Annotated in this window: 9 protein-coding genes; 3 read left to right on the top strand and 6 right to left on the bottom strand. The window is 68.7% G+C overall.

The features are described 5' to 3' along the window. The first annotated feature begins 845 nt into the window (after positions 1-845). The 3 genes from AB0950_RS35750 (at position 846) to AB0950_RS35760 (ending at position 4739) form a co-directional block, all read left to right on the top strand. A complete protein-coding gene (locus AB0950_RS35750) occupies positions 846-1622 on the top strand; it encodes a hypothetical protein (protein WP_366780303.1) in 777 nt (258 codons plus the stop codon). Positions 1623-1939: 317 nt separating this feature from the next. Then, a complete protein-coding gene (locus AB0950_RS35755) occupies positions 1940-2158 on the top strand; it encodes a hypothetical protein (RefSeq protein ID WP_360161559.1) in 219 nt (72 codons plus the stop codon). Between the two features lie 1195 nt (positions 2159-3353). Continuing rightward, positions 3354-4739: an FAD-binding oxidoreductase gene (locus tag AB0950_RS35760; RefSeq protein ID WP_366780305.1), complete on the top strand. Its 1386-nt coding sequence runs from the start codon at positions 3354-3356 to the stop codon at positions 4737-4739. A 1374-nt stretch (positions 4740-6113) separates the two neighbouring features. Here the strand turns inward: AB0950_RS35760 and AB0950_RS35765 are convergent. The 6 genes from AB0950_RS35765 to AB0950_RS35790 form a co-directional block, all read right to left on the bottom strand. Next, positions 6114-6950 carry a hypothetical protein gene (locus AB0950_RS35765; RefSeq protein WP_366780306.1) on the bottom strand — a complete coding sequence of 279 codons (837 nt, stop codon included), beginning with the start codon at positions 6948-6950 and terminating at the stop codon, positions 6114-6116. A gap of 87 nt (positions 6951-7037) precedes the next feature. Beyond that, positions 7038-7802 (bottom strand): hypothetical protein, encoded by a 765-nt coding sequence (locus tag AB0950_RS35770; RefSeq protein ID WP_366780307.1) that lies wholly within the window; start codon positions 7800-7802, stop codon positions 7038-7040. A gap of 255 nt (positions 7803-8057) precedes the next feature. Further along, positions 8058-9329 carry a TIGR02679 family protein gene (locus AB0950_RS35775; RefSeq protein WP_366780308.1) on the bottom strand — a complete coding sequence of 424 codons (1272 nt, stop codon included), beginning with the start codon at positions 9327-9329 and terminating at the stop codon, positions 8058-8060. Continuing rightward, on the bottom strand, positions 9326-13564 hold the full coding sequence (locus AB0950_RS35780) for a TIGR02680 family protein (protein ID WP_366780309.1): 4239 nt from the start codon (positions 13562-13564) through the stop codon (positions 9326-9328). Before AB0950_RS35780 ends, AB0950_RS35775 begins: the two co-directional genes overlap by 4 nt. After that, positions 13561-14886, bottom strand: a complete 1326-nt coding sequence (locus tag AB0950_RS35785; protein WP_366780310.1) for a TIGR02678 family protein — start codon at positions 14884-14886, stop codon at positions 13561-13563. The genes AB0950_RS35780 and AB0950_RS35785 overlap by 4 nt, the downstream gene beginning before the upstream one ends. After that, positions 14883-16523 carry a TIGR02677 family protein gene (locus tag AB0950_RS35790; protein WP_366780311.1) on the bottom strand — a complete coding sequence of 547 codons (1641 nt, stop codon included), beginning with the start codon at positions 16521-16523 and terminating at the stop codon, positions 14883-14885. The genes AB0950_RS35785 and AB0950_RS35790 overlap by 4 nt, the downstream gene beginning before the upstream one ends. Positions 16524-16578 lie beyond the last annotated feature (55 nt).

The raw sequence follows: 16578 nt of genomic DNA on the forward strand, positions 1-16578 counted from the left end.
AACCGCGACAACGCCCGCCGGTAGCCACGAGCCGAACCAGACCTCATCTGCGCGACAAGCTCGTCAACGAGCTGGGGTATCTCCGAAGGCACGGCGGCACGCTAGCAGGGCCACGATCTCCACGCTGCGGTTGGTATCCGAGCTAGGAACTCCGGGGTCATCTGCGCGTCGAGCACTCGTCAGCGATATGCCGCTGACGCTGTGAACAGGAGGACCGACTCGCTATACAGTCGCGACGCCGGATAGGAGGTGGTCGTACTCGGCGTTACCGAGTCGCCCGGTGTAACCGTACGAGGCGGCGTTCAGCCGCTTCTCCCGCTCCGTGATGGAGGCTGTCAACGGCCACTTGCTTGTCATGGCCGCCGTCACCCCACCGGCCTAAGCCGCACCGTCCGTGCCGCGACCAGAGCAAGTCACGGCGGGCCAGCCTGTGACGACGGCGCCTGAGCCCTCAGCTTGGGAAGCTGAGGTGATCTAGGGCCCGCTGCGGGGGTGACCTGCTGCGGCAGGGCGTCGCCAACCGGTGGCACGTCCGTGGATTCCCGGGAGGAGCGCCGCTTTACAAGTTCGATCCGAGCCTGTTCCGACTGCTGGCGTCGTCTGATGCAGCGGCCGGACAGGGACGCTTGTGTATGCCCCCGTCCGGCGTCGTTGATGTCGGCTGTGGATGTCAGAAGCCTTCTGATTCGTCGCTCCGTGGTCATCGGTGGTTGACGGACATAGCGGCGCGCTGATGCCTCCAAGAGGCCACTGCTGGACGAGGAAGATGGCCCACAGACGGCCCCAGGATGCCGGGTCAGGGCCCTCGACGCTAGAGCTCCGCGGCGTCTGGAACCATGCCGGTCATGAGCACGTGGACGTCCATGGCCGTGGCGGAGCAAGCGCTGCTGCGCCGAGCCATGCAGAAGCACCAGCTGGCCGGCATGGTGCAGTACTACGGAGCGGCGCTGCGCTGGGCCGGTGACTCTGAGGCCCCGCCCCCGCGTAGCTACACCCAAGGGGAAGCGCGGGAGCTGGTGCCCCGGCTGGCCGAGGCGGCCTTGGGCCTGGTCGAGCGGGGGCTGCTGGATGTCCGCCAGGCGTCCGGCCCGTGGTCCGCTCCCTCCGACCCGGTCTTGAGCCGGCGGGAGCTGCACGCGGTGCTGACCGACCCGGACCAGTGGATACCGACTACGCCATCCACAGACCGTATCTGGCTGTCGGTGCCAGAGGCCGTCGACGCACGTTTCAGGGCCGACGCCTTCCCGGCGCCACAGTCGGGCGGGTTCCCGCCAGCGGAGGAGCGGACTGCGGTAGAGGAGGAGCTGCTGGTCTGCACTTGCGAGGTGAGCGGCTGGCTGACCGGCCCCTATGGCGTCCTGCGGAGCCCGGAAGCGGAGTGGAGCCTTGAAGAACGCATCGCCTGGGTCGAACCGCAGGTCGCGCCGTTGGTCCAATGGGTCGACAAGGGCTGGATCGAGGTGTGCTACTTCCCTGATCCGAAGAAGGGCTACATGGTCATACCTGCCGGTAAGCTCCTCGCCACCCTGGCCGACCCCGCCGTCTGGCACGAAGACGAGGACTGGGGCGCAGGCGTCACCTGTTGCTTCACGGATGCGGGCCTGGGGGCCTGGCGCGCCTGATCACCACTGCCCATCATGCTGAACGAGCGCCCTCGCGCGGCCCAGGGGCGGCCTGAGCGGGGGTGTCGCGGTGTGCTCCTCGATGCGAACTTTCGGCACAGTGGTCGCTGGGGCCTGCCCGGCACGTCAGCCAGTCGTCTCAGGCTGGTGGTGGTTCGTTGCGGTTGCGGTGGTCGCTGTACTTCGTTGCTGTACAGGTCCCTTGGAGAGCGGCGTACTGCGCCGCGGTCGGCGCGGATGGTCCCCGTGAGTGGGCCCACCTAGCTGACGCGCAGCGGATCTTGCGCACCGTCCCGAGTGCTCGATACAACCGCCTTGTGACAAGCAACTCCGAGCCAAAGGCACGGCGGACCAAGGACCAGGCGGGAGCCATCCTGGCCGCCACAACCGCCTTTCTCTTCATTTCCGACCCTGCCCATGAAACGGCGAACCACCTGCACTACGAGTACGCCCACGTGGTTGCCGCTCTCGTCAGCTTGGCGCTTGCACTCCTCGCGTACTGGGTGGGGCTGCGCGCGATGAGGAAGCTTCCCTGACGGTTCTCGGTCGTTCAGCGGAGCTGGACGCGTCCTCGCTCAGATGCCGAAGAAGTGAAGGCCCAGGACTCTGACCTGCGGCCGTGCAATCGATCAACGCTGCGACCTGCGACTTAGCTGTCGGTGGTTGTCAGCGTTGGTCGTCGTTGAGCGTCCTCGGGGCGGCCCAGCGACGGCCCCGGATCCGATCGATCCAGGCAGTGTGCGGCTCATGAACCGCACGCTAGCACCAGCGATCACGCGTGGATCTTGTAGAAGACCACCATGAGCCCCTCCGAGGCGATCCCCGCGCATGCGAACAGCAGGAACTTCGCGAACGTGTATCGCTCCAGGCCCTGTCGCCAGCCCAACCACACCGAGTCCTTGAGAGTACCTCGGCGCCAATTGGCCAAGGTCTGTGCCGTGACCATGCGGTCGGCGTAGCGGCTTTGGGCTGGAGTTTCAATGGCCGAGTCAAGGCTGTCGCTGCCCTCCACCGGTGAGGGCGGCAGTTCGTCTTGGAGATCGTCTGTGCCTCAGCCGACGAAAGTCAGCCACGACGGCGCGCACGCCGCCCGATCAGGTGCGCGTGTGTCTCGCTGCAGCCCCGCCGGTCTCAGCCACCCCCCTCAGCAGGTCTGTGACACCGGCTTTAGGAGTTCGATCACGGCCCCCATGGTGCCGTGATGTGGCTTTGTAGTGCCTCTGCACTCGGCCGTCAAGATCCGCCAATGTCCGGGCCCGATGATGTCAGTGATGGATGTCAGTGGCCGTCGCTGGGCTGCCCTGCCCTGAGGCCGGTCAGAGAACCGTCATGGTCCGTGGTCCAAGGGGCGGAATCTGAAAGGTCTCCCGGGTCGTCCGTCAGACCTCCGCGCGCATCAAAGCGCCGCCCCGGTTCGCCGTTGCGCGGACGGGTTTCGTCTCGGCGCGATCGACGCGGGAGGTGCGGAGCTGCGGCGTCAGGCGCCCCGTCTGAGGTTGCGAGCGTGTCGAGACGGTTTACCGTGAGCGCCCTTGCAAACGCCCGCCTCGCGTAAATAGCCCATAAGGGGCATATTTGTAGCCATCGGTAGGCGAGAGGACACAGAACGTGAACGACTTTTCCCGTCGCGGACTGCTCAAGGCGACGGCGGTCGCAGGTGCCGGCGCGGTCGTCGTGCCGGGCGTTGCGGCGGCCGAAGCCCCGGGTACGAGTGCCGTGACCGAGGCAACCGTGAGCGAGGCATATGGCGAACGGTGCCCGCCGGCGAAGCTGACCGGCCGCATCGTCCGCCCCAACGACCCCGGGTACACGGACGCGCGCCTCGGCTGGGACCGGCTCTTCTCCCACTATCCGCTGGTCATCGTCTTCGCTCAGAACACCCAGGACGTGGTCAACGCCCTGACCTGGGCGCGGCAGAACGACGTCGCGCTGCGGATCCGGAGCGGCCGTCACAGCCTTGAGGGCTGGTCGAACGTCGACAGCGGCCTCGTGATCGACATCAGCGAGCTGAAGTCGGTCCACATCGATAGCGCCGCTCGCGTCGCGACGGTGGGATCCGGGCTCAACCAGCTGGAAGCGGTGACCACGCTCGCGAAGCAGAACTTCGCGGTGACGACCGGTACCGAAGGCAGCGTGGGCCTGGCCGGCGCGACGCTCGGCGGCGGCTTCGGCTTCCTCACCCGCTGGCTCGGCATGGCCTGCGACAGCCTGATCGGCGCCGAGGTCGTCGTCGCGGAAGGCGACGAGTGTGCCAAGGTGATCAAGGCCGATCTGAACCACAACGCGGACCTGCTCTGGGCGCTGCGCGGAGCGGGCAACGGTAATTTCGGAATCGTCACCTCACTGACCTACAAACTGGCCCCGCTCAAGAGCGTCACCTATATGCAGGTCACGTGGGACGGAGTCGGCGACCTGCGCAGGGTCTTCGAGGCTTACCAGCGCACGGCGCCGTACCTCGACAACCGCCTTGGCACCCAACTCGAAATTCACCCGAACCAGATCCTGCTGTTCGCGGTCCTCGCGGAAGGAACACCCGCGGAGGCGAAAAAGCTGCTGGCCCTGATCCTGTCGATCGGCAGCCCCAAGGTGACGGTGCAGGTAGGAAACTGGGGCGACGTGTATGCGGGCTTCCAGACCCCGATCGCGGTCGAACCCGCGAACTGGAAGTTCTACTCGCAATTCACCAAGAAGCCGTTCCCGACCAAGGCGATCGACGTGATCGCCTCGTTCATGAAGGACGCGCCCACGGACGACAGCAACTACTTCGTTCAGGCGTTCGGGGGTGCGGTCAGGAGGACCCCCCACGGCGGCACGGCGTTCCCGCACCGCGACGCGCTCTTCTACGCCGAGCCCGGCGTCGGCTGGGGCAAGCGCAGTGACCAGCGGGGCGTCCGCGACCCGCTCACCCCGAAGGCCCAGGCCTGGATCGCCGAATTCAGCCAGGCACTGCGCCCCTACGTGGACGGCGCCTACGCCAACGTGCCGAACATCGGCATGCAGGACTGGGAGACCGCCTACTGGGGATCCAACTTCGGCCGACTGCGCAGGATCAAGGCAGATTACGACCCCCGCAACGTCTTCCAGTACGACCAGAGCATTCCGCCCGCGTCCCGCTGACCGAGCACGGCCTGAGAACGGCCCCTGACCTCGGTCTTCGGTCGGGGGCCGCTCTTGCGTCCGGGTGACGTGACTGCCCGGTGTTCCCCGTGGTTCCCCGCTCGATCGGCACGGCTGGAGCACGGCCCCCTTCTGATCCGTAGCTTGCTCTACAGAGATCGATCGAGAAGGACCTTGCGGGCCCGTAGTGGCATGCCTGTGGCACGGCCCCTGAAACGCCGAGGGGCCAGCCTGGGAGGAAATCCTTCCTGAGCTGGCCCTTCTCGCTGTGCCCCCGGCAGGATTCGAACCTGCGACACCCGCTTTAGGAGTTCAATCCGTCCTCGGCTCAGCCATGGATCCGAGCCGATGCGGCGTGCGTTCAGGGTCACGCGAGTGCTTCGATGTCCGTCCTCGTTGATGTCAGCGGTGGATGTCAGAGGACGACATGAAAACGCTGGACTCAGCCCGGCACTGCTGCACCCGTCATCAAGGCGAAGCAGGCTCCGCCAACGATGCCTTCGCAGACGCCAGCCACCATCTGACGGCCAGCAACCAGCAAGGAAGTCACCATAGCCATCATCCTCTCGCACGCAGTCTGAGACGTTGCCTCACGGTTGGAGCGAGTGGCGCGACGGCATACAAGTGCCATGAGTGCACACAGTCCGGAACCCAGCAGTGCTGGGCTCAGTCCAGCGTCTCGTCAGTATGGCAGTAACGCACAGCAGCGTGTCGAGCCTGGATCCGACTCGAACGAGAACCGTGGCGTGGACGCGGATGCCAGCCGACCTTGACCGCGAAGCGTTACGCCGACTGCACCCGTTGCGTCGGCTGTCTTGCACAGCGACTGACGTCCCGAAGCAGCGGCTGTCTTGCACAGCGACTGCTTCGTCCCGAATGAGGTTCGGTGAGGATCGACACCGGCCGAATTGCTGTTTGGCCTAGTCAGAGCGTTGGGGTGCGGTGGTCTCGGGTGGCGTCGAAGGGGGTTGGGGAGCGGGTTGGCTCCCAGATGGCTCCCGAGGAGCTAGTCACCCGGACCCCGCCATTCATGTCTTCTACTTGGCGAGGTGCTCGGGATCCATCTCCACGAGGCTGAGACCGATCGACATATTTGCCGTCATCGTCCCGGCGGAGGCGTCGGCCATGCGGTCCCTTCGACTGCCGTGTCGAGGAGGTCGCCGAGTCGATACCAGGCGCCCGGGCCGGCGTGCGACATGGGGCTGGCTGCGAACCGTTGCCACGCCGCGTCACTATCCCTGAGCACCTCGGTTACGTAGGCGGCGACTGCGAGATGGGTGGTGTCGTAGCGCTGGCCGCGGGCCTTCAGCGCTGACCAGGCAGGCAGCAGCCGGAGCAACTCCGTAGGGCACTCTGCTTGGGCCAGCATGATCTCTACCCAGCTTCGGCGCAGGTCTGGTCCTCTGCCAAGGCGCCTGCGCAGGTGCAGCGTGAGGTCAAGCAGTGCCTGCTGCGGGGCGGAGTGGCGAGCCAGTACGTCGTCGAAGGTGAGGGACTTTCGATAGGAGCGGGCGACGAAGGAAGCAGGGCCTCCTCGACGAGCGTGTCGTTGCCCGTGTGCCGGTCCAGGTACGCGACGACAACGTCCTCGTCGGCGTCGGCCAGTTTCTTGAATCCGACGTCTTGCGGGGCGCCGAGGGAAGTCGTATGTCGGCCCGACAGGGCGGGGGCGGGATCGGTTACGAGCGGCATGATGGTGTTGATCTGTTCCTTGACCCGTCGGCTCTCCTCCCATGCCGAATGGCTGGGGGAATAGTCCTGCCTAGGGGAACAGGTCGACAGGGCCCGCCTGGTCTCCTGCACCACGAGACGTGCTTTCCGTCGTGCCTCGTCAGGGATTTCGGGGAGATGTACAAGCATTGCCTGCAGCCAGCCGAGGTCGCGCACGACCGGGTAGCGCGAATCGGTGTCCGGTTCCCAGAGGCCCAGGGCGGTGAGGGAGATGATCGCGAACCGGGCGCCAAGGGCGGCGAGGAGGTCTTGGGACGCCAGCCATTCCCGGGGGCGGCCGAAATGCTGAGCCTCGCCGGGGTTGAGGAGAAACCGCCAGGTTTGCTTGCCTGCGCGCTCCACCCAGGCGACAGCAGAGCGGCAGGCCATGCTCTGGACGTACCCGGACTGCATTTCCTCGTCGAGGAATCGCTCCACGTAATCCCGCTCTTCCTGGGACGCGGCCGTCAGCTCGTCGGCGTAGCGCTCCCGCGCCTGCATCGGCGTTAGCCTGTCCCGGCAGGATCGGGAAATCCGAGTGACGAGGACCGCGCGCGCAAAGGATTCCAGGTCGCGCGTGGCGACTTCCTACAACAAGGCAGGTTCTACGAGCCACGGCAAGGAGCCGAGAAGGTGCTCTCGCACCACGCGATCGGTGGCTGGGCGCTGCGCGGACCAGGCCAGCAGGCGGCGGTGATGCCCGGCCTGCGCCCGGAGGACACCGGTCCACATGCTGTCCCACGCGTCGGATGCGGCACGGTGGCGCTCCATCCACGCCTCGATGTCCTCCTCCCCGTCATGCTTCGCCGGCCCGCACGGGAGGCAGTCGAGGGCTGCGCCAAACACATTCTCGTGCAGTCCCCTTTCACCGAGTACGGCTTGGGCGGGCGTCGGAGCCGTCAGCAGCTCGGGGGTGATGGTTAGGCCCGTTGGTGAGCGACAGTGGAGCTCAGCAACTACGGCGCGGATGAGCGCTCCTCCTTCCTCTCTCCGGCCGAGCACACCGAGTCGCGCGTCAGTACACTCCCGAAAATACTGCGCCCGGTAATCGTCCGAGCAGGCCGCGTGTGACAGTGCGACACGGGTCAACTGCATGTGGTCGGTCGTCATGTACGGTCGCGGTTCGCGATTGAGATCGCTCTCCACCGCCATGGCCAACAGCCACTCGGGCGCGGATTGTGCGAGCGGTCTCGTCAGCAGGGCCATAAGCAGGCTGTCCCGGTCCTCGCCCTGTGGTGCCGTGCGTATCGCCTCGATAGCCATGCGCGTGGGCGGGGAGTCGTCGGACGCCTGCGCGACGACGGTACGCAGGAAATCGAAAGGGAGGGATGTAGATGGTTCCGCCGCGGCCATCGGGCTCCATTCTCGGACACCGTGCCCTCACCTTCGGTCGGACCCACCCGGGCACGGTGGTGTACGTGTGGACATCAATCATGCCGAAAGGGACTGACAGCGTGGACGGTTACGGACACGCTGCCGCCCCAGAACTCCCAGGAACGGCACGACACCACCTCTGACCCCACTTCCGGTTCCAGAGCGGCACCCGAGTCGGGAACTGGAAGGGACTTGCGGAGCAGATTGGTCGAAGTAGGGACGGATGTGTCGTCTCTATGCCTGGAGTGACAGATCGGCCACCAAGAGATCGAGGGTGACCTCCTCATGGAGCGCCACCCCGAGAGCGGTCATCGAAGGGGCGAGGCCCGGGTCCCAGGCCGCGCTGACGGGCTGGCCGTCGAGCGGCAGCTGCGGGATTCGCCCGGCCTGGCTGCGAGCGGCCAGATGCTCGTAGTCCTCGGCGCCCATGCGCCATGGCCGGGCTCCGTAGCGGCGGATGATCCGGTTCGCCAGAGCGATGCCCGGCCAGTCGAAATCGCCGTGGTACGCGAAATGGCAGCCGGTGGCGGCGAGGGCATCGAGGAGCGTGAGGACCACCGTGGCGGCGCTGCCGGAGGTGCACACCAGGGCATGGACGCAGGCAGCGTCCGCCGCAGCCTCCACCACGCGCGGGTTCTCACAGATGTGGATCACTGTCCCGGCAGGTAGTTGCAGCTGCAGGTCGTGCAGGTCCCGTGAGGTGAGGTGGGCTTCGGCGTGATGGTCGGCTCGCTGCCTCAGAGCCTGCTCCCGCCAGCCTCCGCCGACGGGTCGCAGTCCGTAGGTCAGTACTGTGCTGGAGACCTCGTCCGGTGTGACGGACACCAGACGCCACAGCGCACGCCGGCCGGCCGCGTCGCCGGGAAACTCGGTGCCGTGGGCGAGGGCGATGCCGCGTTGGACGAGGCGTGCGAGCCAGGTGCCGTCGTCCAGGCCGTGTGCGGACCCGGTCGCCAGGGCGGCGAGTTCTCCTCGGCCTCGGGTGCCACCCCCCTCCGTGCCGAGCAGGAGGACGAGGATCTGGACAGCCTGCCGAAGCGTTCTTATCGCCGTTTCAGGTGTCACTCCTCTCGGTACGCCGGTACGACGCAGCAGGTCGCACCACCGGCCGGTCCACTCCTGGCCGGCGAGCGGAGAGGCGTCCAGCGCCGAGGCGAGCGACGACCAGATGTGCTCGCGCCGTGCCGCTATGCCCGCGCGGACGGCACGGCGGTCAGTGAGCGGAGGCCCGAGTTCCTCCATAACGTCCCTGAGCCCGAGTCCGGCCGCCGAGGCGCGCAGCCGCGTGTCGAGCGCGTCGAGGCGCACAGTCACGGCAGCACCTGTGACGGGCTTGCCCAGAAGGAGCGACAGGTCGTTGCGTTCCTGGGTGCTCACCGAGGTCAACCGGAGGGAACCGGTGGCCTGCACGCCATTGCTTTCCAGGCGCTTGCGTACCGCTTCCCAGAGCCTGGTCAGCCCGGGACCGGCCAGCCAGTCCCGTGTCGCCGCAGGCAGCTTGCTCATACGGACACCAGGCGCCGGTGCCGGCCGTTCCAGGTGTAGTGCAGGGTGGCCACCCCGCGCACATGGGGATCGCGGAGGCACTCGTAGATGTGCAGGGACGGCACCTCCGGCCAGTTGCCCATGAGCCGTTCGCTGGTGAGGACGAAATCGAGGTCGAGATCGACGAGAATCCGCCCCAGCCGCCCGTGGGTGGGTTCGTCGACCTTGGCGAAGGCGTCGTCGAGCAGGATCAGCCGCGGTGCGTGGGGTGCCGACTCGGCGAGGCTGGTGAAGTGGGCGGCGGCCGCGGCGAAGAGCACGAGGTAGGAAAGCACTCGCTGCTCGCCCTGGCTGAGCCCGGTGCGGCCGGTCAGTTTCCGCCGCCGTCCCGGAGCGGCGTCCTCGACCACGAAGGTGTGGAAGCGGAACCAGTCGCGGTAGTCCAGCGCGGTCCGCAGGTGGGCGGCGTAACCGGCTGAGGGATCGGCCCGTCGGGCATCCTCGATCCGGCGTTGCAGCACCTCGCGGAGCTGCTCGGTCTGCTCACGCGTGCGCAGGCTCGAAGGACTGTGCAGCAGCTCCACGGCCGCCCTCACGTCTGCGTCGACGTCCTCGTCCAGCTTCCACAACAGCTCGACGCCGAGGCCGTGAGAGGTGCGTACGGTCCGCAGGGTGTCATTGAGAGCCGCGACCAGGTGCGCCGCGGTGATGACCTGGGCCGAGAGATGGTCGCCGAGCTCGCCGGTCAGGAACCGCTGGAACACCTCACGTTCGCGCTCGGTGAGCCGTCCCCGAGCCTCTGCCGCCTGGACAGCGATCCGCTCACCCACGGCCGCGACATCGTGGGAACCGTGGTCGTCGATCAGGCGGCATACCTTGATGCCGTCGCGTTCCTCCAGTTGCGCGTCGTAACCGCCGGCCAGCTGGTCGCGCAGGTCGGTGTGCCGATTGAGCAGGGTGCTGTCCGACACCTCGCCTTTCGGACGGCCGAGGGCCTGCTCTACCGTGTCGGCCAGTGCCTGTAGCGCGTGCAGACGGCTGCGGACGTCCAAGCCGGGATCGTCCACCACGTCCTCGGGCAGTGAGGACCGGTCCAGCCCGGCGCCGCGCACCACCTCCGGCCGGCCAAGTGCGCCGCGAAGGACGCTGCCGGTCGCGATGACCGCCGTCTCCTGGGCGGCCAGGCCCTCGCGCAGGCGCTTCTCCTCCTCTTCCGCGCGCACGCGCCGGTCGTGTAGATCGTTCCGGATACGTTGTGCCGCCGGGACGGCCTCGGCGGCGTGTGCAATGCGCTGTCTGGCTTCCTGCTCGCGGGTGAGGATCTCTTCTTCGGTCGCCCCGATGGCCTCCTCGCGGGTGCGCAGGTCCTGTTGCGCGGTACGCAGCCCGGTGAGGCCGAGCCGGTAGTTCTCCTCCGCGGCCAGGCGATCTCTACGGGCGCGTTCGTATCGCTCGGCATCGGTGTGATGGGTGCCCAGCCGCTCGCCCGTGCTGCGGATCGCTCGGCGAAGATGTTCGATGCCGGTGTGAAGGGCAGCCAGCGCGGTGCGTACGCGTTCCAGCTCGGCGGGGTCGCTAGGCAAATCATGGGCGGTGGCGGTGGCGTCCGCCTCGGCGCGGGCGGCTACGGCCAGGGCGCGGGCCTCCTCGGCCAGCCGTGCCGCGCTAGTGGCCTTGCCGGTCAGGTCACGCAGTCTCCTCTCGTCCGACTCGGCTCTGCTCCAGGCGTCGGCGAGACCGCGTGCCTGTGGGAAGTCCTGTTCCGCGAGCCTGAGGGCCCGACGCTGGGCGTCGGCCTCGGTGAGTTCGTGACGGGCGTCGGCCAGCCGCTGCTCCGTCTGCGTGAGCCGCTGTTCCAGCTCGGCCAGGATGCGCCGTCGGGTCTCGGCGCGTACAGCGGCTCCCACGTACTCGGCGTCACTCTTGTGGTGCCGGCCGCTGAGGATGCCCAGACGCCAGCTTCCGTCGTAGTGCACCGCGTCATGAGCGGTCGTTTCCTCGGCCGGTGCGAGCGCGATGGCGGTCAGCAGGTGTTCCACCTGGGCGGACGTGACTCCACACCCCGGTTGTGGCGCTGGGCGCAAGGCCGAAGCGAGGGTCGGCCCATCCGGCAGCGCGGGGCCGGGACGCAGCAGAGTGTCACGGGTGCCGGGATCGACAAGAGCACCGTCCGCGCCGACCCACGCGTCCAGGATTCCGCTGGCCTCAAGCGCTGCTTCCAGACCGGCCCGACGCGCGGGGCTCAGATCATCCGTGAAGTCCACCAGCCGGTAGAACGGCGCTCCGGTGCCCGGTGTCCTTTCGGCGACGCGGTGGTGGGGGACCGGCGGTTCGGGATCTGTACGTCGCTCCCAGTCATGCTTCTGACTCGCCAGGCGGCCGACTTCCTCATCGAGCCGGCCGACGGTGAGTGCGAGGGCGTCGCGGCGTCTGGTGAGTTCCTCGCTGTACGGCTCCAGTGCGGCATGGGCGGCCTGCCACGCCTGGCTGTCGGTGTCGGGCGGGAGCGTGCGGTCCACGAACGGGGCGTCGGGGGAGTTGTCGTAGGCGACTGTGGTGTGGACGGCATCCAGCGGCGGGCAGTCGGACCCGACGGCGGCTCGCGTGCGGGTGACCCACTCGGCGACCCGGCGGGCATAAGCACCGCTCTCCTCGGCGACCTTGTCGCGGCCGGCGTCGAGACGGCTGGCGGCGTCTTCCGCCTCGCCCTCCAGCCATTCCCGCTCGGTGTCGGCCTGCTCCGCCCGGCTTCGGGCCTTCTCGGCCTGCGCGGTGAGACGCGTCACCTCCTGGACCATCCGGGTCCGGTTCTTCACGACCGTCTCGGCGTCCTCCAGCTGCGTCTGCCAGGACCGCAGTCCGTCCTGCACCGCCGCCGTGTCCACACGGACGGCCGACCGGTGCTGCACGATGTGCGTCTTCCCGTCCGGAGCGGTCAGTTCCATCTCGTCGGCCTGGGAGCGGACCGTGCGGGGCAGGGCGACTGCCTCGCCGAGATGGCCGGTGGGAAGTCCGGCCTTCTCCGCCTGCGTCAGCAGTTGCCGGTGATCGGTGCCCAGTTCGGCGAGCCGGCTCCCGAGGTGGTCGACACCGTCGGCCAGGCGCTCGGCTGCGCCGTCCTCTGCGCCGTGTGCGTTGCTGAGGGCGGTGAAGGCGGACACGGCGGCGGTGTGCAGTGCCTCGACCGTGCTTCGGCGTTCCGACAGTTCGCGCAGGCTGCGGTAGGCGCGGCTGGAGTGCAGGGCGGCGAGGTCGGTCCGGGCGGCTTCTTCCTCTTCGCGCAGGGTTTCCAGCCGGGCTTCCGACTCCTCCTCCTGCGTCCTCAGCTCGCTGGTCCGCTGTGCGGCGTCTCCGGTCGCCCGGCGTCGCTGCGCGAGGATCTCCAGCTCCCGGCTCACCGCCTGCGCGGAGGTGCGCAGGACACCGGACAGGTAGCCGCGGTAACTGGTGAGGAAGGTGCGCAGCGCCGTATCGGTGCGCTCCAGGCGGCCGAGTTCGTCGCGTACGGCGTCGAGGTCGTGGAGGTTGTGCGCGACCTTCTCGACCACGTCCTCGTCGAGTCCCGGCAAGGTCTCGTTCAGCAGGGAAGCAAGTCCACCGTGCTCGATGCGGTCCCCGACCGTGGGCCGCCGCAGCCGGTGGAGGAGCTGGGTGAGGTTGCGGTAACGGGTCGCGTCGGTGATGCCGAACAGTTCCCGGGCCACCCGCGAGCGGTGGACGACCGCGCGGTCGGTGACGTTGTCGGAGCCGACGATCTCCTTGAGCCGGTCGACCGGCAGGGGCCTTCCGCTCTCGACCAGGGTCAGGTCCTCACCGACGCGCAGCGGGGTGACGAAGAACGTCGGCAGCGCCTTCTGCGCCGACTTCGAGGCGCGGATGGCGGCGCCGAGGGTGAGGTGGCGATGGTCGCCGCCCTCGGTCGCGCCCCGGAACTCCACCCACAGGTAGCCGAGACGGTTGGTTTGCTCGAACCCGTCCAGCATCAGCCAGGCGAGAGTGGTCCGGCCGGTGCCCGTCGCGTCCAGTGCCCGTGAGTCGCCGTCCAGCAGATACGGGAGCAGCATTTCCAGGGCCTTGGACTTGCCCGCGCCGTTCTTGCCGCGCAGGAGCAGCCGTCCGTCGCCGAAGGCGAACTCCTGCTCGTCGTACTGCCAGACGTTCTGGATGCCCGCGCGGTGCAGCCGGAAGCGGGTGCGGGCGGTGGTGGTGGGGCCTGAACGCGGCAGCGGGACGAGTCCACGCGCATCGGTGGTCACAGCGGCAACTCCTCCTGAACGTCGGCGCCCTTGCCGACGGCGGTGGCCGGGCGCACGGTCACGTGGGTGGCGTAGCGTGCCGCCGCGGCCAGCAGCACCCAACCGTCACCGCCAGGGCGTGCCCTGCGGACATCGGTCACGGTGCGTCCCTCCGGTGCCTCTTCGGCGTACCCCTCCGGCAACCCATCTCCCTCAGCACGCAGCCGGCCGGTGCGGGCCATCAGCCGCATGCGGGCCAGCAGGTCCAGCACGGCCTCCCGCAGGGCGGGGATGTCCTCCAGGTAGCCACGCTGCCAGTTGCTGCGCTGTCCGTACTCGGCGACCAGTTCGGCCAGCAGTTCGTCTACGAGGCCGTCCGGGACAGCCACGCCGATGACGAGCGTCCCTCCGGTCGCCGGGTGTCCGGGCTCCTGTGGCCGAAGCCGGTCCACGAGCCGTTCCACCAGCAGCAGCGCGGCCTGTGCGACCGTCCCGGTGCCGGGCAGGTGCAGGTCCGTCAGCTCGTCCTCGGGGTCCACCAGCGCCACTCCCTCAGCGCGGATCTCGATTTCCAGGCCCAGAAGTTCGGAGAACGCCTGCGCTTCGCGGCGCTGCCGGGTGCGCAACCAGTCGCGTTCGGCGTCAGTCAGCTCGTCCAGGTAGACGACGGGTGTCTCGACGAGCATCCGACGCACGTAGGTGCGAGGACCGCCGAACCCCGGGTCCGCTGCCCGCCGGACCAGGTCGGCGCCGTCACGGGCCTGGGCGAGCGGGCCGGCGACGACGACGCGGGCCAGCTCGCGGTCCACTGTGATCAGGGCCTCTCCGCCCGCATCGTGCGCGAGAGCGGCCACATGGCCCTCGGTCTCGATGAGGACGCCCCACTCGACCAGCAGGCGCAGAGCCGCTACAAAGGTCCGTTTCCCGGCCGCCCTACCTGTCTCCTCCAGCTCGATCTCGGCGTCGGCTGCGGCGGCCCTGATGTCGGCCACCAGATGTGACAGCAGCAGTTGTTCGGGTGCGGTCACCAGCACGGACAGGGCCAGCGCGAGACAGGCGTAGGTGTGCGGGGTGAAGGGGGTACCGGTGGCGCGCTCCAGCCAGCGGCCCGCGCCTGCTCCCAGCCCCGCTTTGAACAGCCGGGCGTATGAGCTGTCGACCAGCAGGCGGTAGCCGAGCACCTGCTGGAACCGCTTGCCCAGCCAGTCGGCATGCCTGCGGATCAGCGGGAAGAGGTCGGCGTGCGGGCCGTCCGAGGTGACCAGCGGATGGGCGAGCAGCAGCCGGGCGGCGCTGCGGCGCTCGGCGGCCAGGGCGACGTCGTGTGTCGAAGGGAGGGTCATGACACGCTCACCTCCGCATCGCCGTCGGCCACGTCGGAGGAGGTACGGCCGACGTCCAGCTCCAGGCCGTCCAACAGCAGGTCGCCGTCGACCGAGTGCAAGACGCACCGGGCGCCTGCCGTGCGTCGCACGGTGAGCCGGATGCCCAGCTCGGCGTCCTCGCTGTGCGCCTGGTCGAGGTCGAATTGCGTCGCGCCCGCCCCGTCCGTGTCGGCGCGACGCCGGAGCTGTGCGTTCCCGAGTGCGGTGGCCAGCAGCTCCAGGAGCAGACCGAGCGCTGCAGAGGTAAGACGCACCTCGGCGAACCGGCCTGAGGCACTGCGCAGTTCGTCCGCCGCCGCTGCCCTGGCCGCGGCTCGCTCACGGGCTGCCTCACGCAGCCGCCCTTTCTGCGCGGAGTGGTCCTCCACCGCGGACGTCCGGCCCCGCTGGGCGCGGCTGCCCCTTTCCCGCAGGGCCACCGGCACCTCGACCACCGGCCCGGTCCACCAGCTCGTGTAGGCGGGCACCACCTCGTCGGTGGCCGGGGGTATGCCCAGATGACGGGAGCCGTACAGCCCGAAGGCGGCGACAGCGATGTCATGCGCGTCCTGCGGCGCCGCTTCCTCGAACCATCGGGCCAGCCGCAGCAGGTCCTTGCGCCGGGACATCTCCCCGGTGGCCGACCGCAGCATCCGCTTGGCGTTGGCGAGCAGCGACTGCAACGCGCGCAGAGTGGCGTCCCGCAGTAGATCCACCTGGCTGCCCTGCCCGTCGGTGTCGCTGAACCAGCCGCGCAGGCCCCCCCAGTCCGCGAACTCGCGCCCACGGCTGCGCTGCACCCGTGTCTCCGGGCGGCCGTCGCCCTGCGGCGACAGCCCGGTGAGACCCTGTGCGTGGGCGTCCAGCCGGGCCAGCAGACCCAGGACGTGCGGCCACAGCGTGTCCAGCGCCGCCGAGATCCGGGGCGCGCGGAACGCCACGTCCTCCGTGATCGCCTCGACGTAGTCGAGGAGCAGCTCCTTGAAGCCCTGGTACTCGGCGCTGTCCAGGTCGTACCGGGCCAGAACCTGGCCGAGGTAGGCGTAGAAGTCACGGACGGAATCCGCGAACTCGGTGAACTGCACGAACAGCGTGCTGACCCGCTCCAGCCCGTCCTGCGGTTCGATGCCGCCGGGCGCGGTCACGAGCTCGGCCAGCTCCCTGAGCCCGCGCTCGACCAGGGCGAGCAGCTCGTTGCTCACCTCGCGGGCCGCGTCCGCCTCGGCCAGGACGCCATCGGCGTCCCGCTGGATGCGCTCGCCCAGCTTCGACAGCTGGTAGCGAGCACGGGACCGCTGGTACTCGCTGATGCTGGACGCTTTCACGGTGTGGCTGCTGCGCAACAAGTTTCCCCACCGCACCAGCTGCTCCAGCCGGACGGCGAGGGTGTCGGCGTCGAGCCCGGCGGCAGGGCCCCCGGCCTGGCGGAGCTTCGCCAGGAGGTCCGGCACGGCCAGGTCCGCCAGCAGGGTCCCGCAGAAGACCCGCAAGATGGCTAGGTGCTCCAGCCGCTCGGGCGCGCTGAGGTAGGTGTACGCGTCCAGCCGCCGACGCGCTTCGTTCTGGACATCCTGCGTTGCGGCGTTTTGCGCTGCACCGGGTGTGGGTGCCTCCATGCCTGCGAGGTTACGCGGCGCATCCGGACGCCGCCGGTGTGTGGCCGAAAATGCC

It is taken from the genome of Streptomyces sp. NPDC007189 (assembly GCF_040703635.1).
Taxonomy (GTDB): domain Bacteria; phylum Actinomycetota; class Actinomycetes; order Streptomycetales; family Streptomycetaceae; genus Streptomyces.